General features: G+C 33.5%; 21 protein-coding genes and 1 pseudogene. 18 read left to right on the top strand and 4 right to left on the bottom strand.

The window, feature by feature from the left end:
- Window positions 1-323 precede the first annotated feature (323 nt).
- From HCH28_RS24215 to HCH28_RS24250, 8 genes are all read left to right on the top strand, one after another.
- Window positions 324-905 carry a YdhK family protein gene (locus tag HCH28_RS24215; protein WP_009374071.1) on the top strand — a complete coding sequence of 194 codons (582 nt, stop codon included), beginning with the start codon at window positions 324-326 and terminating at the stop codon, window positions 903-905.
- Between the two features lie 192 nt (window positions 906-1,097).
- Complete coding sequence (locus tag HCH28_RS24220; protein ID WP_009374070.1) at window positions 1,098-2,027, top strand: C39 family peptidase; 930 nt, start codon at window positions 1,098-1,100, stop codon at window positions 2,025-2,027.
- Window positions 2,028-2,077: 50 nt separating this feature from the next.
- A complete protein-coding gene (locus tag HCH28_RS24225) occupies window positions 2,078-2,617 on the top strand; it encodes a TVP38/TMEM64 family protein (RefSeq protein WP_009374061.1) in 540 nt (179 codons plus the stop codon).
- 124 nt (window positions 2,618-2,741) lie between these two features.
- The gene (locus HCH28_RS24230) at window positions 2,742-4,277 is read left to right on the top strand and encodes a multicopper oxidase family protein (protein WP_009374058.1); all 1,536 of its coding nucleotides are present in this window, start codon (window positions 2,742-2,744) and stop codon (window positions 4,275-4,277) included.
- Window positions 4,278-4,957: 680 nt separating this feature from the next.
- Window positions 4,958-5,791, top strand: a complete 834-nt coding sequence (locus HCH28_RS24235) for a TnsA endonuclease N-terminal domain-containing protein (protein WP_221683420.1) — start codon at window positions 4,958-4,960, stop codon at window positions 5,789-5,791.
- Complete coding sequence (locus tag HCH28_RS24240) at window positions 5,772-7,922, top strand: Mu transposase C-terminal domain-containing protein (RefSeq protein WP_009374050.1); 2,151 nt, start codon at window positions 5,772-5,774, stop codon at window positions 7,920-7,922. Before HCH28_RS24235 ends, HCH28_RS24240 begins: the two co-directional genes overlap by 20 nt.
- A complete protein-coding gene (locus HCH28_RS24245) occupies window positions 7,919-9,547 on the top strand; it encodes an ATP-binding protein (RefSeq protein WP_036079781.1) in 1,629 nt (542 codons plus the stop codon). Before HCH28_RS24240 ends, HCH28_RS24245 begins: the two co-directional genes overlap by 4 nt.
- A gap of 19 nt (window positions 9,548-9,566) precedes the next feature.
- Window positions 9,567-11,408, top strand: a complete 1,842-nt coding sequence (locus tag HCH28_RS24250) for a TnsD family Tn7-like transposition protein (RefSeq protein WP_009374046.1) — start codon at window positions 9,567-9,569, stop codon at window positions 11,406-11,408.
- 96 nt (window positions 11,409-11,504) lie between these two features.
- On the opposite strand, the pseudogene HCH28_RS25255 reads toward HCH28_RS24250, so the two are convergent.
- A pseudogene (locus HCH28_RS25255) lies at window positions 11,505-11,618 on the bottom strand (cytochrome c biogenesis protein CcdA); the annotation flags it as partial.
- 337 nt (window positions 11,619-11,955) lie between these two features.
- On the opposite strand from HCH28_RS25255, the gene HCH28_RS24255 reads away from it, so the two are divergent.
- The 3 genes from HCH28_RS24255 to HCH28_RS25260 are packed head-to-tail and all read left to right on the top strand — an operon-like array spanning window position 11,956 to window position 14,194.
- Complete coding sequence (locus HCH28_RS24255) at window positions 11,956-12,528, top strand: DeoR family transcriptional regulator (protein WP_221683421.1); 573 nt, start codon at window positions 11,956-11,958, stop codon at window positions 12,526-12,528.
- A gap of 14 nt (window positions 12,529-12,542) precedes the next feature.
- Entirely contained in the window at window positions 12,543-13,295 is a 753-nt protein-coding gene (locus HCH28_RS24260; RefSeq protein WP_009374042.1) for an urease accessory protein UreH domain-containing protein, read from the top strand.
- A gap of 14 nt (window positions 13,296-13,309) precedes the next feature.
- Window positions 13,310-14,194, top strand: coding sequence for a cupredoxin domain-containing protein (locus HCH28_RS25260; RefSeq protein ID WP_009374041.1), 885 nt, complete (start codon window positions 13,310-13,312; stop codon window positions 14,192-14,194).
- A 75-nt stretch (window positions 14,195-14,269) separates the two neighbouring features.
- Here the strand turns inward: HCH28_RS25260 and HCH28_RS24270 are convergent, their stop codons facing one another.
- From HCH28_RS24270 to HCH28_RS24280, 3 genes are all read right to left on the bottom strand, one after another.
- Window positions 14,270-14,884, bottom strand: a complete 615-nt coding sequence (locus HCH28_RS24270) for a methyltransferase family protein (RefSeq protein WP_009374040.1) — start codon at window positions 14,882-14,884, stop codon at window positions 14,270-14,272.
- Between the two features lie 114 nt (window positions 14,885-14,998).
- Window positions 14,999-17,377 carry a heavy metal translocating P-type ATPase gene (locus HCH28_RS24275; protein ID WP_009374038.1) on the bottom strand — a complete coding sequence of 793 codons (2,379 nt, stop codon included), beginning with the start codon at window positions 17,375-17,377 and terminating at the stop codon, window positions 14,999-15,001.
- On the bottom strand, window positions 17,370-17,732 hold the full coding sequence (locus tag HCH28_RS24280) for an ArsR/SmtB family transcription factor (RefSeq protein ID WP_009374036.1): 363 nt from the start codon (window positions 17,730-17,732) through the stop codon (window positions 17,370-17,372). Before HCH28_RS24280 ends, HCH28_RS24275 begins: the two co-directional genes overlap by 8 nt.
- A 399-nt stretch (window positions 17,733-18,131) precedes the next feature.
- On the opposite strand from HCH28_RS24280, the gene HCH28_RS24285 reads away from it, so the two are divergent.
- From HCH28_RS24285 to arsA, 7 genes are all read left to right on the top strand, one after another.
- Entirely contained in the window at window positions 18,132-19,196 is a 1,065-nt protein-coding gene (locus HCH28_RS24285) for a flavin-containing monooxygenase (RefSeq protein WP_009374035.1), read from the top strand.
- Between the two features lie 90 nt (window positions 19,197-19,286).
- The gene (locus HCH28_RS24290; RefSeq protein ID WP_009374034.1) at window positions 19,287-19,733 is read left to right on the top strand and encodes a MarR family winged helix-turn-helix transcriptional regulator; all 447 of its coding nucleotides are present in this window, start codon (window positions 19,287-19,289) and stop codon (window positions 19,731-19,733) included.
- A 254-nt stretch (window positions 19,734-19,987) separates the two neighbouring features.
- A complete protein-coding gene (locus tag HCH28_RS24295) occupies window positions 19,988-20,314 on the top strand; it encodes an ArsR/SmtB family transcription factor (RefSeq protein ID WP_036079775.1) in 327 nt (108 codons plus the stop codon).
- Window positions 20,307-21,365, top strand: coding sequence for an ACR3 family arsenite efflux transporter (gene arsB, locus HCH28_RS24300; RefSeq protein WP_016993623.1), 1,059 nt, complete (start codon window positions 20,307-20,309; stop codon window positions 21,363-21,365). The genes HCH28_RS24295 and arsB overlap by 8 nt, the downstream gene beginning before the upstream one ends.
- A gap of 12 nt (window positions 21,366-21,377) precedes the next feature.
- Entirely contained in the window at window positions 21,378-21,797 is a 420-nt protein-coding gene (arsC, locus tag HCH28_RS24305; protein ID WP_016993624.1) for an arsenate reductase (thioredoxin), read from the top strand.
- Between the two features lies 1 nt (window position 21,798).
- Window positions 21,799-22,158: an arsenite efflux transporter metallochaperone ArsD gene (arsD, locus tag HCH28_RS24310; protein WP_009370518.1), complete on the top strand. Its 360-nt coding sequence runs from the start codon at window positions 21,799-21,801 to the stop codon at window positions 22,156-22,158.
- A gap of 1 nt (window position 22,159) precedes the next feature.
- A partial coding sequence (gene arsA, locus HCH28_RS24315) for an arsenical pump-driving ATPase (protein WP_221683422.1) occupies window positions 22,160-23,637 on the top strand: 1,478 nt, incomplete at its 3' end.

Consider the following 23,637-nt stretch of genomic DNA (forward strand, 5'->3'; position numbering starts at 1 on the left):
ACCTAGTTTTTCAATAGATTCAATTAATAATTGAGAATCAGAAAATGTTTTAAAAGCTTCGTTATCAATGGTTATCTACTCCTTAAAAAATTGGTTAATCTCATTATATGAATTAATTTAAAAAAAGCTCCTTACCCCTTTTGCTGTTTCAACATTTTTGACAATCCAGGTTTTAAAAATGAATAAGGAAGGTATCTTTAAAATGTATATATTAAATTTTCTTGGTGATTCTAAATAAAGAAAAACTCGTATGAAATATCCCTAAAGTAAATTTATGATGATTGGGAATACAAAAATTCAAGCCTGCGAGTAGGAGGACTATGATGGAGAAAAAAATTATAATGAGTCTTGTTACTATAGTTGCTGCATTAATGCTTTCTGCATGTACAGGAAATACAAATAAGAAAGAAAGTCAACAAGAAATGCAGACAAATGAAATGGCCGAGAAAGATATGGAAGGTATGGACCATTCTGAAATGAATCCTAGTTCAAATGAACTTCCTGAAGGTTTAAAAGAAGCTGAAAATCCTAAGTTTGGAGTTGGGACAAAAGCAATAATTCATGCAGATCACATGAAAGGCATGGATGGAGCTGAAGCAACAATTGTAGGGGCATACGATACAATAGTCTATACTATATCTTACGCTCCTACAAATGGTGGAAATCGAGTAACAAATCATAAGTGGGTCATTCAAGAAGAAATAGAAGGTGCTGGTTCAGAGCCATTTGAACCAGGAACACAGGTTATTATAAATGCTAATCATATGGAGGGTATGGAAGGGGTAACTGCAAAAATTGATTCCGCAGAAGAAACTACTGTGTATGTGGTTGACTACACTTCTACTAATGGTGAAAAAATAAAAAATCATAAATGGCTAACGGAAAGTGAATTATCTTCTCCATAAAAATTAAATACTTAAAGATGTTCGACGAGTCAATTTTGACAAATTGGACATCTTTTTTAGTTTTAGAAATTCTATAATATCCTTTAATTTTAATCCATAATTTCTCCATAATTATTCGTTATATTCATTTTTAATAATATAACAATAACTGAGGAGGCGTGGGAAATTAGAAAGAGAGGAATTATCTTCACTTTGGGAGTATTAGTAGTTTTTTTAAAGGGTTGTACAAACGAAAATATCAATTCAAATAAAATAGCAGTTTTAACAGTTGAATATTTTAGTGGAGATCCACTTAATGATCTATATGTGGAATTACTCGATGAAGAAGGGAAAGAAATAGATTCAACAATTAGTTTGGATAAAGGTGAGGCAGAATTTTATAATTTACAACCAAATGAAACTTATACAGTAAAAGTAGGGAGTCCAGACAATTTTACAACAGGGATGTATTTAACAGAAAAAAAATTTACGTATACGTCATCTACACAATCCATATTGGTTCAAACATATGCAGTAAATCATAATAAAGGATTTGGAGTACCTGTAATTCTACAAAATCCTGAACTACCAAATGGGTGTGAAATAACTACTCTTACAGCAGTACTTAATTACTATGGTGCAGAAACATCTAAATTAGAAATGGATCAAAATTATTTACCTAAACAATCTTTTGAATACAAAATGAAAAAAAAGTATGGGCCAAATCCTAATCAAGCATATGGCGGCGAGCCAAGTAATCTAGAAACGGGTACATATGTTTTTGCCGAACCAATTGTCAAAGCAGCTAATAATTTTATCACAGAGAGAAAGTTAGATTTACAAGCAAAAAATATTAGTGGAAGAACAATAAAAGAAATAACAAATTATATTAGACAGGGAATACCAGTTATTACATGGGTAACATTGGACCTCTCACCACCAAAGGTTAAAGGGGGATGGATTATTGAAGAAACAGGTGAATACCATCAAATGTATCAAAATTTACATACAATGGTACTATTATCTGTGGGAGATACTACTGTGGAAGTAATGGATCCACGTAAGGGAATTATAACATTGGATAAGGGAGCATTTTTTAATAGTTATGAAGCATTAGGCGAACAGGCAGTTGTTGTTTATTAACAATAGTTCATTATATGCAAGTAATAGGTTAAAAAAGATAGCGTTTAATCATGGAAGAAAAATTACTTCATTTACTAGAACAATCTGGATTATTTGCAATTTTGGTTAGTTTAATGATAAATACTTTGGTTAGTATTATAGGTGTACTACCAAGTGTTTTTGTTACAGCCACTAACCTTGTGTTTTTTGGAGTATTCAACGGTTTGCTGATTTCTATTATCGGTGAATCAATTGGTGCAGTTATTAGCTTTATTTTATATAGAAAAGGAATCAATAAATGGAAAAGACCGTTCGTATTGCACCCTAAACTTTTAAAATTAAAGGAGTTGGAAGGTTCTGATGCATTTTGGATAATTGTCAGTTTAAGGATTTTACCTTTTATGTCATCAGGTCTTGTGACTTTTACTAGTGCATTTTCTAAGGTGTCTTTAGGCACATTTACGCTTGCTAGTACGATTGGAAAAATACCAGCTTTAATCTTTGAAGCAGGTGCAGTATATGGTTTTATGCAAGTAAATTTAATATGGAAAATTGTAATAAGTATCTTATTAATTTCAATTATCATTTTGATTTGGAAAGTTAAGAAATAAAAAAAGTTATTCAAAGTTTTCTTAGATAGAGTGGTTAATATTTGTCTCATTTAATTTCAAATCCATAAATTCTCCATATTTATTTGTTATAGTGCCTATGTAAAGAATAAAAGGAGGAAACATAATGAAATCTAAACTTTTGATTACTTCATTATTAGTAGGCGCTATTATAATTGGAGGATGTAGTGCGGGTAATTCGGAATCTAATAATAATTCAAATATGGACCATTCTAATATGTCTGGTATGGACCATTCCAATATGAGTGATGAAGAAATGAAAAACATGGAGGGTATGGATAATAAAGATAGTAGCATGGAAAATGGTCATGCGAGTCATAACAATCCATTAGCATTAAATAATTCAAATGGGGAAAATGAGCTTGCGCTCCCACCTATTATTGAACCTAAAAATGGAATTGTTGATATTACTGCTCAACAAGGAACAACAGAAATCTTTAAGGGAACTAAAACAGAGACATATGGATATAATGGTTCCTTTTTAGGGCCAATCATTCGTATTAATAAAGATCAAACGGTAACGTTTAGAACTAAAAATGATTTATCTGAACCAACAACATTTCACTGGCATGGATTAGAAATCCCTGGAAATGGTGATGGCGGCCCACATCAAGTCCTAGAGCCAGGTGTAACAGAAGATGTAAATTTTACAGTTAATCAGGGAGCATCTACGCTGTGGTTCCATCCACATCCAGAAGGTGCTACAGCAGAGCAAGTATATAAAGGTTTAGCTGGTTTAATTTATATAGATGATGAAAACTCACAAGAAATCAATGTACCAAATGAATATGGTGTGAATGATTTTCCATTAGTATTCCAAGATAGACAATTTACTGAAGAAAAGCAATTAAATTATCAAGCAGTCCTTAATGAAGATGGTACAATTGGAGATACTTTATTAATTAATGGTACGTTGAATCCTAAACTTACAGTTGGTAAAGAAAAAGTAAGACTTCGTTTATTAAACGGTTCTAATGCTCGTAATTATACTTTTAAATTGAATACCGGAGATACATTCCAACAAATTGCTACTGATGGTGGTTTCTTAAATCAACCAACTGATATGAAAGAAATTACCTTAACACCAGGTGAGCGAGCAGAGGTAATAGTGGACTTTTCAAAAATGGATGACAAGACTGATATAGCATTAATAAATGATGAAGGTACTACCCTTTTACCATTTAAAATTGAACAAAAGACTACAAGTACAAGTAAAATTTCAGAAAAATTAAATGATTTTAGTGTTACTGAAGAAGAGAAAAATTTACCAGTTTCTAAGAAGCTTGAACTATTTGGTATGGGGACAATGGTTTCTATAAATGGAAACCAGTTTGATATGAATCGCATTGATTTCACTCAAAAGCAGGGTGAGACTGAAATTTGGGAAATTTATAATAAACCTGATATGATGGGTGGTATGACACATCCTTTCCACATACATGGCACTCAATTTAAAATCGTGTCGATTGATGGTCAAGAACCTCCTTTAAATTTAAAAGGGTGGAAGGATACTGTCTCAATTGAAGCTGGTCAAACAGTTAAATTAGCAGTGAAGTTTAATAATAAGGGCATATACATGTTCCACTGCCATGTCCTTGAACATGAAGAAAATGGTATGATGGGGCAAGTTGAAGTAAATTAAATATAAATAGATTATTAAAACCTCCAAATACCATGGAGGTTTTTTTATTGGTTTCTATTACATAACTCTTATATCTAGGGTTATTGGTCGTGGTTCATATTAAATAACCTACCCTATAGAAATACTCAATCTTTTTTCTAAAATTTCAATTGAAATTTTTAACAACTTAACAACATTTTTATTTAGTTAATACAAAAGAATACCTTAATGATTTTATGTATTTTTTGTCCCTTTAATGGAAATGAATATAAATAAAATGAAAGGTAATATTTATGGAATTTTATAAAGAGATTGAAATCTACTGTTATAAGTGTCGTAAAAAGACCATTTTTACATGTAAGGATTTGCATAATAAAATCGGTGTTGACAGTCATTGTAGTGAGTGTATTGGGATTTGGTTTGAATGGCAAAATCGAGCGGTAGAAAGAGAATTGGAGAAGTGGATTGTATATAATCAAGGGCTGTTAAAAACATAATGTGAATCGAAGAAAGTATAGTATTTTTCTTACTAAAATTAGCAAACGTCCACTCTTTAAAGGACGTTTTTTATGTGTAAACGATTGTAATATAAATACTTTTATAAAATGGAATAAATTAAACTACAAGTAAGTCAAAAAGTTATAATAATTTTAGAAATTATTTTTTTGAACCATAATTATGTCGACGAGGCGGTGCTTTACATGTCTAAAAGGAAATACGGTTGGTCTGAGAAAAAAAGAAATGACTATATTAAAGAAGGACGAGGTCAAGGGGAACTATCAAATTATATACCTTGGATTAAAATACAAGATATATCGTCACAAGGAAATGCTTCTCGATTAATAGGGTGGACCGCGAAGAGACAGCATGAATTGTTGTCTAACTTGGAAAGAGACTTTTTTTTCTTATTAGATTGGGAAGATACAGTGGTAGACATAAGAGAACAGTTTCCTTTAAATGTTGAAACAACTATTCGTATAGCTGAAGAGAAAGGAATTAAGCACTCTAAAGATAATAGTTCAGGTATACCGATAGATATGACAACAGATTTCTTTATAACAGTAGTAAAAAACTCTGAAAGAAAATATATCGCTAGAACTGTAAAACCAAGTGAACAACTTGAAGATAAACGAGTAATTGAAAAGTTTGAAATTGAACGAGAGTATTGGGAGATACAAGGAATAAGTTGGGGGGTCATAACTGAAAAGGAAATTCCTAAACAACTAGCAAACAATATTCTATGGATACATAAATCTTATTATTTAGCAGAAGAAGATATAAGCTATTCTACTTTATTATTGCATTTATTGATTTTAAAAAAAGATAGCGAAGAGAGTTTATTAGTAGTTTGTAATAAATTTGATGAGGATTATAACTTAGAAACAGGCTCATCTTTAAGTTATATAAAACATTTTATAGCTCGAAAATATATTTCGATTGATATGAGTAAGAAAATTAACCCAAGCAATCTAACTTTAGATCAAATTATTATGAATGTTTCTAAGGAGGATAACATTGATTACAATATCAGTTAATGAATTAATTAAAGACTTGACGTGTAATAAAGTATATCGTCTACTTTGGATTGATGAAAGTAACATCGTTACATATGCAATTGATATAGAAGATTCCAATGCCTTACCATTCCTTTTAAAAGTTAAAGATATACATCAAGGATTTATAGAAAATTCATACTCCAAATTCGAATCTGATCACACAAACATACTAATTAACCACATTAATTTACCTGAGGGAATGAAACAAAAGAGAGACACAGCGTGGGCAATTATCAAAAACTTAGTGAATGATGAACCTTCAATTTATAAGAAAAAAGAACGTGGGCAGCTAATAAATGAACTTGTAAATAATAAAGTATGTACAAAAATGACTGCTTATAAATATTTGAGAAAGTACTGGCAGAGAGGAAAAACTATGAATAGTTTGCTTCCGGATTATAGTAACTCTGGAGGTAAGGGAAGAAATAAAAAAAGTGGTACTTTGAAAAGGGGAAAACCTAGAACCACTAACAGTGTAGGAATAAATGTAACCGATGAAACAAGGGAAATATTTCGTAAATCGATTAAAAGGTACTATTTTACAAGCAAGAGAAACTCATTGTCATTCGCATATAAAATGATGATAAAGGAGTTCTATGCAGATGAAGTTCGTTACGAAAACGGAACAAAATATATAGTAATACAGGATGAAAATAAAATTCCTTCATTAAGACAATTTAGATATTGGCACAACAAAGAATTTGGTATTGAACAAAAAATAGTAAGTCGAGAAGGTGAGAAAAAATTTGAACGAGATCATCGAGCAATATTAGGATCTTCAACTTATGAAGTCATGGGGCCAGGATCACGATATCAAATAGATGCGACTATTGGTAATGTGTATCTGGTATCTAGTTTTAATTCTGATTATATTGTAGGTAAACCAATTATATATTTTGTGGTGGACGTATATACACATATGATTACAGGAATGTATATCGGATTTGAAGGTCCTTCTTGGGCAGGAATGATGATGGCAATAGCAAATGCAGCATCAGATAAAAAGGAATATTGCAGTAGATATGGTATAGAAATTTCAAATGAAATGTGGCCATCTGCGCATCTTCCTGAAATTATTCTAGGGGATAGAGGTGAGTTGGAGGGATATAACGTGAATAGTTTAATTGAAGGGTTGGATTTGGTAGTGGAGAATAATCCTGCTTTTCGACCAGATTGGAAGGGAATTGTGGAAAAATTGTTCGATACTTCACAAAGTAAAATAAAGCCGTTCTTACCAGGTTACATACAGAGTGATTTTAGGGAACGTGGGGCTAGTGATTATCGTTTAGAAGCTAAGTTAACTATAGATCAATATACAAAAATTCTAATCAATTTTGTTTTATTTTATAACAAAAATCACTATATGAAGGATTATCTAAGAGATGAGCAGATGATACGGGAAAATGTAAAACCGACTCCTCTTAAACTCTGGAATTGGGGCATTAAAAATAGAGCAGGTAAGCTAAGGAAGGAACATCCTAATACTATAAAGTTTTACTTATTGCCACGAGATACAGCTACAGTAACCTCAAAGGGAATAAAGTTTAAAAATAGGTTATTTAGCTGTGAAACAGCTATAAAGGAATCTTGGTTTGTACAAGCTAGAACAAAGAAAAGTTGGACAGTTGATATTTCATACGATCCTCGAAACATGGACATTATTTATCTGCACATTAATGATAAATCACTTTTTGAAAGTTGCTTCCTTTTAGATCATCAGGAGAGATACAAAAATAAAGTACTTGAAGAAATTGAACAATTATTAATGATTGAACAAAACACATATAAAATTGAAAGTCATAGTTTGTTACAAGAAGAAATTAATTTTTATTCTAAAATTGAAGGAATAGTGGATGAGGCAATTAAGACACCAAATCAAGATGAAAATAATAAAATCACTAAAACGGAAAAAATAAAAAATATTAGAGAAAATCGGGAAGTTGAAAAAAGTTTACGAAGAGAGTATGAGGCATTTCAAATAGGTGTAACTGAGATTGATAATGATAAAAACATTATTTCTTTTGCACCTTCTGAGCAGAAAGATGAAAAAACTGAAACATCTACGATAATGGAATTATTTAAAAAGCAAAGAAGGAAGAAGAAGGAATGAAAAATGGGAAGACAATTGAATTAGAGAGTGGTATTGAAGTTCTATTGGCAGAGTATCGTGAACAAGAAATAATTGATTATAAAGGGAATCCCCTTATTGAAGCGTTACCTCCGATACTCTCTAAAGAAGAAGCGTTTGATCAACTTAGCTTTATACCTATGTTTCATAATAGTGAAAGAAATTTATCAAGTCATCATCGTTACCATGCTTTACTAAGATTATCAAGATTTTATCAGCCTATAAATCAAACCTTAAATCTAGAACAGCGTTTTTCAGGTTTCATTAGGTATGGATATGTTAATCGAAATCCATTACATAAAAAACATGTTCAAGCATTACTTGATTTACACAACAAGCTTGTTAATAAAGAGGAAATTGGATTACCGCCAGATATACGTTCTTCTGCTTCAAGTTTCACTTTAATGGGATATCCAGGAATAGGTAAAACATCTGCGATAGAAAGGGTACTATCTCTTTATCCGCAAGTAATATTGCATCAAAATCCAATCAATTTGATTCAAATTGTATGGTTAAAATTGGATTGTCCACATGATGGATCATTAAAAACTCTTTGTATGGACTTTTTCAAAAAAGTTGATTCGTTGACAGGTACTAATTATTTTGAAAAGTATGGTAAGCCATCAAATTCAGTTAGTTCAATGGTAACTCGTATGGGGCAAGTCGCTCGTTTACACTCAATAGGCGCTCTAATCATTGATGAGGTTCAGCACTCGTTATCTGCATCAGGTGCTGCATCAGAAATGATGATGAATTTTTTTGTAACGCTAGTGAATGAAATAGGAGTACCAGTAATGTTTATTGGAACCATGAAAGCCAAGGCATTATTACAAAAGGATTTCAGACAAGCACGTAGAAGCAGTGGCCAAGGCGACATGGTATGGCAGCAAATGAAACAAGATGATGATTGGGAAGTATTAATCACAAGTATGTGGGATTATCAGTGGACGAATGAATATACGGAACTGACAGAAGAATTATTAAACACGATTTACGAAGAGAGCCAAGGAATTGTGGATGTTGCTGTTAAGTTGTATTTACTCGCACAAGCGAGGGCAATCAATTCTGGCCTTGAAAAAATAACCCCTAAACTTATACAAAAGGTAGTGAAAGAAGATTTGAAACTTCTTCAACCTATGTTGGAGGCTCTTAAATCCGGAAATCAAAGCGACATTGCAAAATACGAAGATATTGTTCCAATGGATATTGAAGATTATATTCTAAATAGATTGCCAGTATTAGACCTTAAGGCCAGGGTTCAGGCGAAAAAAGAAAAGATGGCACAAGATCGTACAAATAAAGAACTTCCAATACTAGAAAAATTAATCCTATCCTTAATTAATTTAGATGTTTCAGAAAAAATTGCTGAAAACGCTGCTAAATATGCACTGAAAAATTCACCTGAGTCAACAATTCCACAACTAATGACTCTATCACTCCAATACATTGAGGGAAAGAAAGAAAAGAAAAATGAAGCGAAAGGCAATATTTCAGTAAATAAACTTCAATCAATAGTTGATATAGGAAAGAAGAATAAACGCTCTGCTTATGAGGCATTATGTGAAGAAGGATATATTAAAAATCCTTTAGATGACTTAATAATGTAAGGGTGTGTAAATAAAATAGATGTTAGCATTTTTTCCTTCAATTTATAAAGATGAACTATTATATAGTGTGTTGGCTAGATACCATAAACGTTCAGGGAATTTAAGTAATAAACATTCAACTTTAGATTTGTTTGGAAAAAAGAAAGCATATATTATTCCTGATTTACCTACTGATTTAGAGATATTATTAGAAAAAGTAAATCCTTTTTTAAATTCGAGTATTGATGAATGGATAAATTATCATACATTGTATAACTACTATACAAATTTTACTTCAAAAGAAATAAAACAGAGTGTTCGAAATAAAATGTTATATGGCTGTGGCAATACTTCCTTGCATTATTCAACAGGTCAAATGGCTGGGACAGTAAAAGAGCCTATGTATTTTCGCTATTGTCCTAACTGCTTTGAAGAAGATATTCAAGTGAATGGAGAAACATATTGGCGGACATATCACCAATTACCAAGTGTATTTATTTGTTTAAAGCATTCTGTCTTGCTTGTAGACAGTTCAATCTTAATTAGGCAAGGAAACTCTTCGTATTTTTATTCAAACATTGAAAACAGTTTAGAGAAGGGCAATAAAAGTGATGTTTCAAAAGTAAACTTTGATTTGCTACGTCATTTTGCTGTAGAAAGTAGCAACTTAAATCAAAAGGATTATAAATTTGATCAGTTAAATTTATTAGAGATTTATCATTACCTATTGGATCGCGAAGGGTATGTAAAATCAAACGGCACAATCGACCAAAGGCGATTAGAAGAAGACTTTATTAAGAAGTTTAAGGTCGATTTTTTAATATTGATGCAATCATTTCCAAGTGGTGTAGAAGGACAGTGTTGGTTAAGGGCAATAACAAGAAAACATCGAAAGTCTTTTCATCCTGTACGGCATTTACTGTTCATTTATTTTTTAGGTGAATCGGTTGATACAATTGAACAGTATGCAAATAAACGATATAGTCCATTTGGTGAAGAGCCATATCTATGTTTGAATCCTGCGGCAGAACACTTTCTACAGCCTGTAATAACTAATTTAAAGGTTACTCGTTGCTATGATACTAAAAGGCCGGTAGGAACCTTCTCCTGTGCCTGTGGCTTTGTTTATTCTCGTAAGGGGCCAGATAAAACAGAAGAGGATAAAACAAATATAGGGCGTATTAAGATGTTAGGTGATACTTGGTTGAGCAAACTCCATCAATTGGTTGAAATAGAACAGTTGAGTTATAAAGCATGCTCAAAAATATTAAAAGTCGACACCAAAACAATTATTAAGTATTCTAAGCAAAGAAATAGTAAGCCTATGAACAAGGAAAATCATATTAAAAGTGATTTGAAGCAAAAATGGATTGATTTAATTAACCAATACCCCATATTATCAAGAACAGAACTTAGAAAAAAAGACCCATCACTTTATATGCGAATTTATAGAAATGATAAGGAATGGTTAAAGGAACATTCCCCAGTTGTTAAAGTAAATAGGGTTACTAATAAAAGAGTTGATTGGGTACAGAGAGACCTTCACATCTTGGGCATGGTAAAAAAAGCAGTGGAAGATATAAGTGCTAAAGAAAAACCAGTTAGAATAACCGTAAGCAGTATAGGTAAAATGATTAATAATAAATCGTTGTTAGAAAAAAGAGTAAATAAACTGCCCAATACGATGAAGTATATTGAGAGTGTTAAAGAAAATACGACCAATTTTCAAAAGAGGCGTATTAGTTGGGCTATAGATCAATTAAAAGATGAAGAACTTGAAGTTTGGAAAATAATGCGAAAAGCAGGAATCAGTGAAAGATTTTATTCTGGGTTAGAGATAGAAATAAAAAGGCAGATAATAAGTGCGAAGCAAAAATTCTGATATAAAGAATGATACCAAAAAGCCGTGTTCATAGCTGAAAACACGGCTTTTTTTGTTGTAGTCATAATGGTGTTGTTCATCTTTGAAATCGAAAAATTAAAATCCTGTGAATCCACCAAAGAAGGGAGTAAACCAAGCAATAATTTTTGTCATCATGTCAAAATAGAGTAGCACACCCATTACTATCATTAACCATCCACCAATGCTCATAATGAGATGACTTTTTGTCTGGAAAAAGACGTTGCATGCTGTGCAAATCATATTGACTAGAAGAACTTGAACAGTGAACAAGTTTGTAATCAAAGCAATATTTATTCTTCTATTTAGCAACAGAAGCACAGTAATTGAAACTACTGTGCTTCTGTTTTTTAGTTCAATACATACTATGCAACCTCTCATATTCATGTGGGGGGAGCATCTACAGAAGATTTTATAGATAATTGACATAACTATGTAACAAAATATCCCGAGGTTTATATTGATTATTCTAATTGCTGTAATAAAATGATGTTATATCTTGTTAAGTTATAACATTCAGGAGGAAACTATGCTTTCAGAGAGACAACAACTTATACGTGACATGATTCTATATAGACACAATTTGAAAATCTCAGAATTAAGTCAAACACTTGAGGTATCAGAGATGACAATACATCGAGATATAAAACCTCTGATTGAAGAAGGGCTTATTATGAAGACATATGGTGGGCTTACACTTATAAGGGATCAATCTATACATCGTGTTGAGGAAGACGAGTGTGTGTATTGTCATCGTAAGTGTGATGATCGATTGGTTTACAGGATAATTCTTTTAAATGGAGAACGTGAAAATGCTTGTTGCAGCCATTGTGGAATACTGCGGCATCGACAGTTAGGTGATGAGGTAGCACAAGCAATTTGTACCGATTTTTTAACAGGGACAACGATTAGCGCTCATCTAGCTTGGTTTGTTTTAGACACTACTGTCCATATTCGTTGTTGTTACCCACAAGTGTTGGTATTTGAGACTAAAGAATATGCAGAGAACTTTGTAAAAGGATTCGGAGGTAAAGTCCTTACATTTTCCGAAATAATGAAATCATTTCCTCAACACCTTAAATTGTCCTGTAAGAACAGTTGAAGAGGGGAATTTAAATGAATGAGGTACTTCTTCAGATACATGTGTGGTTAAGTCAGTTAGCCAATTTAGTAGCAGAACCAATTTATACATTAGCACTAAAACTAGATGTATGGGGAATGAAGGCTTTCTTATTAGGGTTGGTTGGGGCAACTGCACCATGTCAACTTACATCTAATTCTACTGCTGTTGCTTTGATTACATATGAGACTGAAAAAAATAAAAGGTGGTTGAATGTAGGGAGTTATATTACAGGCAAATCTTTAGTGTACATATTGTTAGGCATAATGTCTGTATTCATCGGTAGTACAGTTGCTGATATTCCTTTCATTGGAACAATGTTTTTCCGTAAATTATTTGGCCTTACTCTTATTCTAATTGGATTAGCTCTCCTTGGAAATATTTCAGTACATTCCTCTGCATCACAACGTATCTTCCAAAAAGTCCAAAAAGGATTGAAATTGAAAAATACATCTCTTTCTTTTGGGTTGGCTATGGGTTTTTTATTCTGTCCTACGTTGTTTTGGTTATTTTTTGTCTTGTTATTGCCGACAGGAAATGGAGAATTTAATTTGATAGGTCCCATTTTTTTTGCAATTGGAACAGCAATGCCACTCATTTTATATGTGATACTACTGACTATTAGTGAACGGTTATTAAATCCAATGAAGAAGACTTTGTATTCATTCCATAATGTATCAAGGAATATTTCTGCAATCTTCTTTATATTGTCAGGATTATTCGAAACTTTAAATGCTTGGATAGGATAGAAGGGAATTTGTTTATGATATATATATTTAGTTTTAGTATTATTTTTTTGTTAACCGGTTACGTCATTTTTTCTACCTATCGTGCCAAATCGTTCTTATCAGAAATGACTGCTATGATGATTGCAATGGCTGTTTCTATGATGGCTAGCATAGTAGTAGGAACCATATTAGGAGTAATATTAGTAGGGAAAATGACTGTCCCAGTAATCTCCTCAGTACTTTTTGGCATGATAATTGGATATGTTATTGGGCGTCCCTTTAGTTTATTGGCTTCATTAGATGGACTATTAGCAGGTATCATGGGCGGCATGATGGGTGCAATGTTGGGGGTAATGGTTTTTTCTCAAGATCCTGTCGTTATGATGATATTTGTGGATGCAATTTTTATCATTGTCATGATTCTTATATTGAAATTAATTAGACAAGAAGTTAAGGGAACAGATACAATAACGGTAATATCAAATAAAAATAAATGGAGTAAAGTTATTTTTTGTGTAATTGCCGTATTATTAGTTGTTTCTGTTGTATTCTTTAAACCCATTTCTCATTACTTCAGAGATCTTTTGGGTGATACAACTCCGGTTTCAGACGATTCTTCTACAAAAATAAATGAAGTAAAAGCAGAGCAAAAAGACGGTTATCAGGAAGCCGTCATAATGGTAGAGCCATTTGGATATACACCTGAGAATGTAAAAGTAAAAGCTGGAATCCCAGTTCAACTTCATTTTCAAAAGAGTTTTTCAGGTGGATGCTTATCATACTTAATAATAGAGGATTTCCAAATAGAAAAAGATCTTGATAAAGGTGATAACTTGGTCGAATTCACACCAGAAAAACCGGGTATATATACGTTTCATTGTGGAATGAATATGTATTTTGGAAAGATAATAGTTGAATAATGGATAACAACGAAACAAAGCACAGCCATTAAGAGTCTGTGCTTTGTTTTAGTTTCACCTTTAAAATTTCTTTACTTATGTAGATTTAAAAAATAAGTATCGTGGGGTTTTATTCTTATACGAGAGATATTCTACTTTAAGCATATTCTCTAAGTGTTTTTCTTCTTGAAGAATAAGGTTATGAATTGAAACTATATTTAGTAAACAAATAATTAATGTAACTAAGTTAGGGAATGTCAAAAATAGACCTATAAACATTAAATTGAATCCAACAAATGCAGGATTTCGACTATATTTGTATAAACCATTGGTGATTAGCGAGGTTTTTGTTTCTTTATCTATACCAACTCTCCAAGAGGTTTTCATTGTTATCATTGATAAAATAAAAAACAGTAAACCAATGGTAATTGTCATTAATCCAAAGTAATGCATAACCTCATTGGTGAATAGTTTAGGTAAAATATTATCAATCGAATTATCAAATATTGACTCTAAAAGCCATGCAATTCCCCATACGAAAGTTGAAATTTTAACAAACATTTCGGAAGAATCGACGGATGTCCCCTTATTTCCTTTTCCTAACACATTTGCTTTTATCCCTGATTTCTTATTTAGAATAACTAGCTTTAATGAATAGGAAAATAAAAACAAAGCAAACAGAATCAATGAAAAAACATTTACCAGTTCCATTTTTATCTCTTCTTTCTATAATGAATTAAGTGCTATTTTAAGAAAGTAAAGTACTAGAAATAAAAAGATGGACTTTCATATAAAAAGCCCATCTATTGAATAAAGTGCGTTAATTCATTCTTTAACACGCATTAAACGTAAGCTGTTTAATGCTACTAACAATGTTGCTCCCATATCTGAGACAATGGCAATCCAAAGTGTTAGCCAACCTGGAATAACTAATAGTAATGCAGCTAGTTTAATTAAAATGGCAAATGCTATATTTGCCTTGATAATATTTAAGGCCTTACGACTTAGCTTTATTGTAAACGGTAATTTCCGTAGATCATCTGCCATTAAAGCAACATCTGCAGTCTCTAATGCAGTGTCTGTACCAGCACCACCCATGGCGATACCGACTGTAGAAGCTGCTAAAGCAGGAGCATCGTTGACACCATCACCGACCATCGCAACATTGCCATAGTCTTTTCGAAGTTGTTTTATATAGGAAAGTTTGTCTTCAGGCATTAATTCAGCTTGAATTTCAGAAACCCCTACATGATGACCAATTGCATTCGCAGTCCCTTTATTATCACCAGTTAACATGATTGTTTTCTTAACACCCATGTTATGCAATTTCTCAATAATTTCTTGGCTAGATTCACGTACCTCATCAGCTACGGCAATGATTGCTTGAATCTCTTTTTCAGTTCCTAATATCATGGCAGTTTTGCCTTCATTTTGTAACTTAAGGATGTTTCCTTCTAAATTCTCTGGAATAGGTACATTTAACTCTTGGAACAATTTTGGGCTACCGATGTAATACAAAGTACCATCTACTTCACCTTTTATTCCTTTGCCAGTAATGGCTGCGAAAGCATCAACGTTGATATTTTTGAATGAAACATTTTCTTCTTCGGCTCTTTTAATAATCGCAGAAGCTAAAGGGTGCTGAGATCGATATTCTAAAGCCGTAATTATGGCTAGAATCTTTTTTGAATCTTTTTGGGTATTCATTACATCAAAGTTTGTAACCACTGGAACACCTTTTGTAAGCGTACCTGTTTTATCAAAAGCAATTGCCTTAAGCGAACCCATTTCCTCTAAATAAATGCCACCTTTAATTAAAACCCCTTTTTTAGCAGCATTACCTATAGCTGAAACAATTGAAATTGGTGTTGAAATAACAAGCGCACATGGACATCCAACTACAAGTACTGATAAACCTTGATAAACCCAAGTTTCCCAACTACCATCGAAGAACAGTGGGGGAACAATTACTACAAGCCCTGCAATGACCATGATAATTGGTGTATAATATTTCGCAAATTTATCAACAAATGCTTGTGAAGGAGCGCGTTCACCTTGAGCTTCTTCAACTAGATGTATAATTTTTGAAATCGTTGTATCTTCAACGTATTTTGTAATTTTAACTTCTAATAAACCCTCTTCATTTAGTGTTCCAGCGAATACCTCATCATCTACTGTTTTTGAAACTGGTACTGATTCCCCTGTAATAGCTGCTTGGTTGACTGCAGAAAGACCGCTAACCACGATGCCATCCATTGCAATTTTTTGCCCAGGTATAACAATCATAATATCGCCAATCTCTATATCATCTACGTGTACCATGATTTCTTGACCATTTCGACGAATTAAAGCTTCTTTTGGTGCAATATCCATTAATGAGCGAATTGATTGACGTGCTTTATCCATTGAATAACGCTCTAAAGCTTCACTAATAGCGAATAGGATAACAACTATGGATGCTTCTGCCCATTCTCCTATAAATGCAGCACCAATGACAGCTACCGTCATTAATGTTTTCATGTCAAAATCAAAGCGAGTTAAATTTTTGAAACCAACTTTGAATAGATTGAAACCACCGATTACAATTGAAGCTATAAATAATAGGGAGGTAATAAGATTTTCTTCACCGTTTACGTATTGAGATAGATAACCGAATACGATAAATAAGCTTGCGTATAAAAGTGTGCTATGTTTTTTGTAAAATGGTACTTTCTTTTCAACTTGCCCCTCACTATTGTCAGAAGATGGAGCTTTAGATCTGTATGAAGGTGTATCCATTGATACTTTTAAATTTTCAAAAGCTCCAGCTTTTTCAAGTTCCGCAATAGTTGTTTCGCCAGTTACGGAAATTTTAGAAGCACCGAAGTTTACTTTTGCATCTTGAACCCCTGGAAGCTCTTTTACATTACGTTCAAATTTACCTGCACAGTTTGCACACGAGAAGCCTTCAATTCTATAGGTAGTATCTGTTTGGGGTGGAGTAACACGTTTTTGTTTTTCTGGCGTTACTTTTAAGTTTTCGAAAGCTCCAGCCTTTTCTAACTCCTCCACGGTCGCATCGCCTGTAACTGATATTTTAGATGCCCCAAAGTTCACCTTTGCATCTTGAACACCAGGTATTTCTTTTACATTACGTTCAAATTTACTTGCACAGTTGGCACAAGAGAAACCGTTCACGCGGAATACCTGTTTTTCCTCAGTCATTAATTTCACCTTCTTTATGTTCTTCAAATGCAACACTGATTAAATTCTTAAAATATGGGTCATGAATAGCGTAATAAACCAATTTCCCTTCTTTACGATATTCAGCTAATCCTAAATTTCGTAGTAAACGCAAATGGTGCGACGCAGTTGCTGTTGTTGACCCAATAATATTAGCGATATCGCAAACACATAATTCATCTTCTAGTGTTAGCGCATAGGCAATTTTTACACGTGTATCATCCGAAAGTGCTTTAAAAACTTTAGCAACATCCATTGATTTTTTTTCTTTTAACTTGTCTTGAACATAGTTTACTTTATCCTCATGAATACAGGTGATTTCACATATTTCTTTCATATATTTTCCTCCAGTTATCATTCAAACGTTCAAACGATTATTTGATTGTTTTTATAATAAACTTAAACATTCAAATAGTCAAACAGTTATTTGAATGTTTTATTTATTTAATGCAATTTATTATTTTTGACCAGAAAAGTATATGCAAAAGCCTAAGCTTGAAAAAAGTTAATTTTTTTGGATATGTATGGAAAAAGAAATGTAGATCATTAAATTAGAGGTTAGCTATTGAATATAATAATTATTAGTTTGAATAATAGTTGCAAATTGCAAATAAAATTGCTATATATATTTATTAAGGATAGAATATTTTTGTGTTTTACTTAGTTTTATTAATTACAGCTATTATTTTTAATGAATTTATATTTGCAAAATGCAAATAATGAAGGGGGATAAAAAATGAAAGGGATTCTTGATACAATCGTTATTGGGGGAGGGCAGGCTGGACTTGCAGCAGGCTATCATTTACTGAAAAAAGGTCTACGATTTTTAATATTAGAAGAAAGTAATCAGATCGGGGGTTCTTGGCCAAATTATTATGACAGTCTTAAATTGTTTTCTCCAGCAGGGTTTTCCTCTATGCCCGGCATGAAGTTTCCTGGAAACCAGAATCTCTATCCGAAAAGGGATGAAGTTATTCGATACTTACAAGATTATAAAAAAAAGTTCCAATTACCTGTTTTAATTAATCAGAGAGTAGATATGATTGAGAAAAATAACATAGGTTTTATTGTTCGAACTGTCACAGGCGATAAATTTCAAGTTAGAACAATCATAAATGCTACAGGCTCATTTAATAATCCTTTTATTCCTAACATTCAAGGAAGAGAAGTCTTTCAAGGGAAAACACTTCACTCTTCAGAATATCGAAATCCACAGCCATATCACAACCAAAGGGTAATCGTAATCGGAGGAGGTAATTCGGCTGTGCAAATTGCTGTTGAATTGTCTAAGGTTAGCCAAACTACTCTTTCAGTACGACAGCCAATAAAATTTGTAAAACAACGTCTACTTGGACGGGACATACACTATTGGTTGAAGGTATTTGGTTTTGATACCTTTCCTTTCTGGCGCTTTGGAAAAACGGCACCCAGATCAAATGCTGTGAATGATATAGGAGGATATAAAGATCGAATTAGTAAGGGGAGTCCGGAACAACGTTTAATGTTTACTTCTTTTTATGAAGATGGAGTTATTTGGCCGGACGGAGAAAGGGAGCCTGTAGATACCATTATCTATGCCACAGGATACAGACCACATTTACCCTATATGAAATTACTTGGTGCATTAGATGGGGAAGGAATGCCTTTACAAAAGGCAGGTATTAGCAGTATCCCTGGATTATATTTTGTGGGACTAGAAGGACAACGATCATTTGCATCTGCAACTTTAAGAGGTGTGGGAGAAGATGCCGAGTATGTTGTGAAAAAGTTACTTCACCACATGAAAAGTAGAAACTTTTGAAGTAGGAAAAACATCTTCAAAAAAAGTTAAATATATTTTAGTTGTATTTTGCAAATAAATAATATATATGTCTTTATAGGAGATGATTAAATGGAAAATAAACGTGAACTTTTTCAAGTTTTAACTCAAAAGTTTGCTCTACTAAATAAAACATGTTGTACTGTAGGATCAATTGACATCACACCAATACAGAGCCATATTCTATATGAGATCGACAAACAAAATAATCCTTCTATGCAACAAATAGCAGAGGCAATAGGTATGGATATTACTACATTTAGTAGACAGATTCAAACTCTTATTAAGATGAATCTTGTCAAAAAAACTCCTCTAACATCAGATAAAAGAGTGTACATTTTGTCATTAACTGTGGAGGGTACATTTCTCGCTACTACAATTGATGAAATGATAAACAATTATTTAAATGAAGTTTTTTCACATTTGAATGACTTCGAAAAAGAAACTGTTTTACGTTCAATTGAACTCTTAAATAAAGCTATGGCTAAATCAAATTTGTGTTGTACACCTTCTCCATAACTCGTTACTAAAGAAAAATTAATGGAGATAAATTAATCTTTATCATTATCTTTTAAAGCGTACGTTTAGGTAACTGAACGTACGCTTTTTACAAAGTATAAAAATTTTTTTAAAATGGGTAAATATCTGTTGCAATTCAAAACATTAAATCATAATATAAGAATATAGTTATATACTGATTATGTCACCTTCTTACGAGGTGATTTTATTTAAAATAATATATAAGAAAACAGTTATATAAGGAGTGCAGATAAATGGAAAACACACTAATTGAAAAACAACTAAAAGCAGCAGCGGATTTGAATCGCATTAAATTACTTGCATGCATGAAAAACGGGGAGGTATGTGTATGTGATTTTGTGGATGTGCTAGGAATATCACAACCAGCCGTTAGTCAACATCTACGAAAATTAAAGGAGGCAGGCATTATTACGGAACGGAAAGTAGGGACTTGGAAACATTACCGTTTAGTAGAGAATCAAACGCCACTGATGAAGGGCATTTTAGAACAAATTCAGCCTTTAAAGGGGTGCAATTGTGAAACCGATTGCTGCCATGTAGGGGGAAATATAAATGAGTAATGAATCTTTAACAAAACAGCTTTCTTTTCTAGATCGTTACCTTACCCTTTGGATATTCGTTGCGATGGGAATAGGTGTTGTATTAAGTATCACCATGCCTAATGTTGGGGAAGCGTTAGAGTCCATGTCTATTGGAACAACGTCCATACCGATTGCTATAGGGTTAATTGTCATGATGTATCCACCATTAGCGAAAGTAAAGTATGAAGAAATGTGGCGAGTGTTTAAGGATTGGAAAGTGCTATTACTATCACTTTTACAAAACTGGTTACTCGGCCCGTTCCTCATGTTCTTTTTAGCGATTATCTTCTTACAAGATTACCCAGAATATATGGCTGGACTCATTATGATTGGCTTAGCTCGATGTATTGCCATGGTGATTGTGTGGAATGATTTAGCGCGTGGAGATCGTGAATATGTAGCTGGTTTAGTTGCCTTTAACTCCATTTTTCAAATTGTGACGTATTCAATTTTTGCTTACTTTTTCTTAAATGTATTACCTGGTTGGTTTGGTTTAGAGAATTTCAATGTATCCATTTCTATGTGGGAGATTACAAAGAGCGTTCTAATTTACTTAGGGATACCATTTGCAGCAGGATTCCTCACACGATGGATAGGAATTAAAGCAAAAGGAAAACAGTGGTATGAAGAAAAGTTCTTACCGAAAATTTCACCACTTACTTTAATTGCACTGCTGTTCACGATTGTGTTGATGTTTGCTTTAAAGGGTGAGCAATTAGTAGAACTGCCACTTGATGTAGTGCGAATTGCTATTCCATTATTTATTTACTTTGTGATCATGTTTGCTGTGTCATTCTTCTCTTCCCGTAAAGTAGGTGCATCTTATCCTGTCACAGCAGCTCTTTCTTTTACAGCTGCAAGCAACAACTTCGAGTTAGCAATTGCTGTTGCAGTGGGTGTGTTTGGCTTGCATAGTGGCGTGGCATTTGCCGCTGTTATTGGACCACTAGTGGAAGTACCAGTCCTCATTGGACTTGTATGGGTTGCCTTACGTTGGCAGAAAAAATACTTTAAAACCATTAAATTATAAGGAGCAATTACTATGACAAATACACTTTATTTCTTATGTACAGGAAACTCATGTCGAAGTCAGATGGCTGAAGGATGGGCAAAGAAATTACTACCTACCAATTGGACAGTTAAAAGTGCTGGTATTGAAGCACATGGCGTAAATCCGAATGCTACTAAAGCGATGGCGGAGGTAGGGGTTGATATTTCAAATCATACATCCGATTTAATTGATTTTGAGACATTAAACAATGCAACATTAGTTGTCACTTTATGTGGGGATGCAGCTGATAAATGCCCAATGACACCTCCTCACGTTCGTCGTGAGCATTGGGGATTTGAAGATCCAGCGAAAGCGACAGGTACTGATGAAGAGAAGTGGGCTGTATTCCAAAATGTTCGTGATGCAATTGGTAAACGCATTGAACAATTTGTAGCTGAGGAGCTGAAATAAATTGAAAAAAATTCATATCTATGAGCCAGCAATGTGCTGTTCTACAGGCTTATGTGGACCTTCTATAGACCCAGAATTATTGCGAATGTCATTTATTATGAATAATTTAAAGAAAACAAACATAGAAGCTGAAAGATTTAATCTTACAAACGAGCCAAATGCTTTTGTAGAAAACGAAGCAATCAATCAACTATTAGTGTCAGAAGGAATGGATGCCTTACCTGCAACGTTTGTGGATGGAGAATTACTTTGCAAAGGAATCTATCCAACAAATGAACAATTTTCACAGTGGTCAGGACTTTCAGAAGACGAATTACTACAAAAGCCAAAAGTACGCTTGTCACTAAAAGGAGATGCGTAAGATGGAACGCTTTACAAGAATTCATTTCCCTGACACCCCATTCCTGTTTTTCACGGGGAAAGGGGGCGTTGGGAAAACATCGGTTGCTTGTAGCCTATCAATAGCCATTGCAAGGGAAGGGAAAAAGGTACTTTTAATTAGTACAGACCCCGCATCCAACTTACAAGATATTTTTGGCCAAACGCTTTCTAATAGTCCAACAAAAATTGAAGGCATAGACAATTTATTTGCGATAAATTTGGACCCTGAACAGGCAGCACAACATTACAAAGAGCAAATGGTTGGTCCGTACCGTGGAAAACTACCTGAAGTGGTATTACAAAATATGGAGGAACAACTTTCTGGTGCTTGCACAGTAGAAATTGCTGCCTTTAATGAATTTGCTTCACTATTGACTGATACTTCAGTGATTGGGAATTTTGACACTGTGGTGTTTGATACAGCCCCTACAGGGCATACGTTACGATTATTACAGTTGCCTTCTGCATGGTCTACGTTTCTAGACGATAACACGACTGGCACTTCATGTTTAGGTCCTTTAAAAGGGCTAGAACCACAACGTGAAGTCTATAAAGAGGCAGTTGAACGTTTAAAGAATGCTAATCAAACAACGTTAATGTTAGTGACACGCCCAGAAGAAAATCCTTTAAAGGAAGCTGCACGTGCTTCTCACGAATTGTTTGAAATAGGCATTCAAAATCAGACTCTACTAATTAATGGATATATGAGCAATGCCAATTCTACTGATGATATCGAAGAGGCTTTCATTGCGCGTCAAGCTGATGCAATAGCAAGAATTCCTGAAGAACTAAATCAATTTGAGCATTTCTACTTACCTTTTGTACCGTACTCATTATCAAGTATTGAGCGTATGCAAGCATGGATGACTGACAAAGAAGTTATACATGCAGATGAATCAAATGAAGAAACTAAGATTCCTGAGATAGAAGAAATGATTGCAGATTATTTAGAACGTAAACCGAAACTCATTTTTACGATGGGGAAAGGTGGGGTTGGAAAAACAACTGTGGCTTCTTATATTGCATTACGATTAGCAGAAGAGGATACTCATGTACATTTAACTACAACAGATCCCGCCGCACACCTCGATTGGACATTCGGAGATGACAACGTTAATAATTTAACGATCAGTCGTATTGATCCAAAAGCAGAAGTGGCAAACTATGAAGCAGAAGTGCTTGCAAAGGCAAGTGAAACGATGAATGAGGAAGGTTTAGCATTTGTGAAAGAGGATTTGGCTTCTCCTTGTACAGAGGAAATAGCTGTATTCAAAGCATTTGCTAACGTTGTAGAAAATCATCAAGATGAAGTCATTATTATTGATACCGCACCAACAGGGCATACGTTGCTTTTACTAGACGCAACAGAAGCTTATCATCGGGAAATAAGCCGTTCACAAGGGGATATTCCTCCAGCTGTTTCTAACCTGTTACCAAGGTTGCGTGATGCCTCTTATAC

Origin of the sequence: Lysinibacillus sp. K60 (assembly GCF_019731275.1) — a bacterium.
Lineage (GTDB): Bacteria > Bacillota > Bacilli > Bacillales_A > Planococcaceae > Lysinibacillus > Lysinibacillus capsici.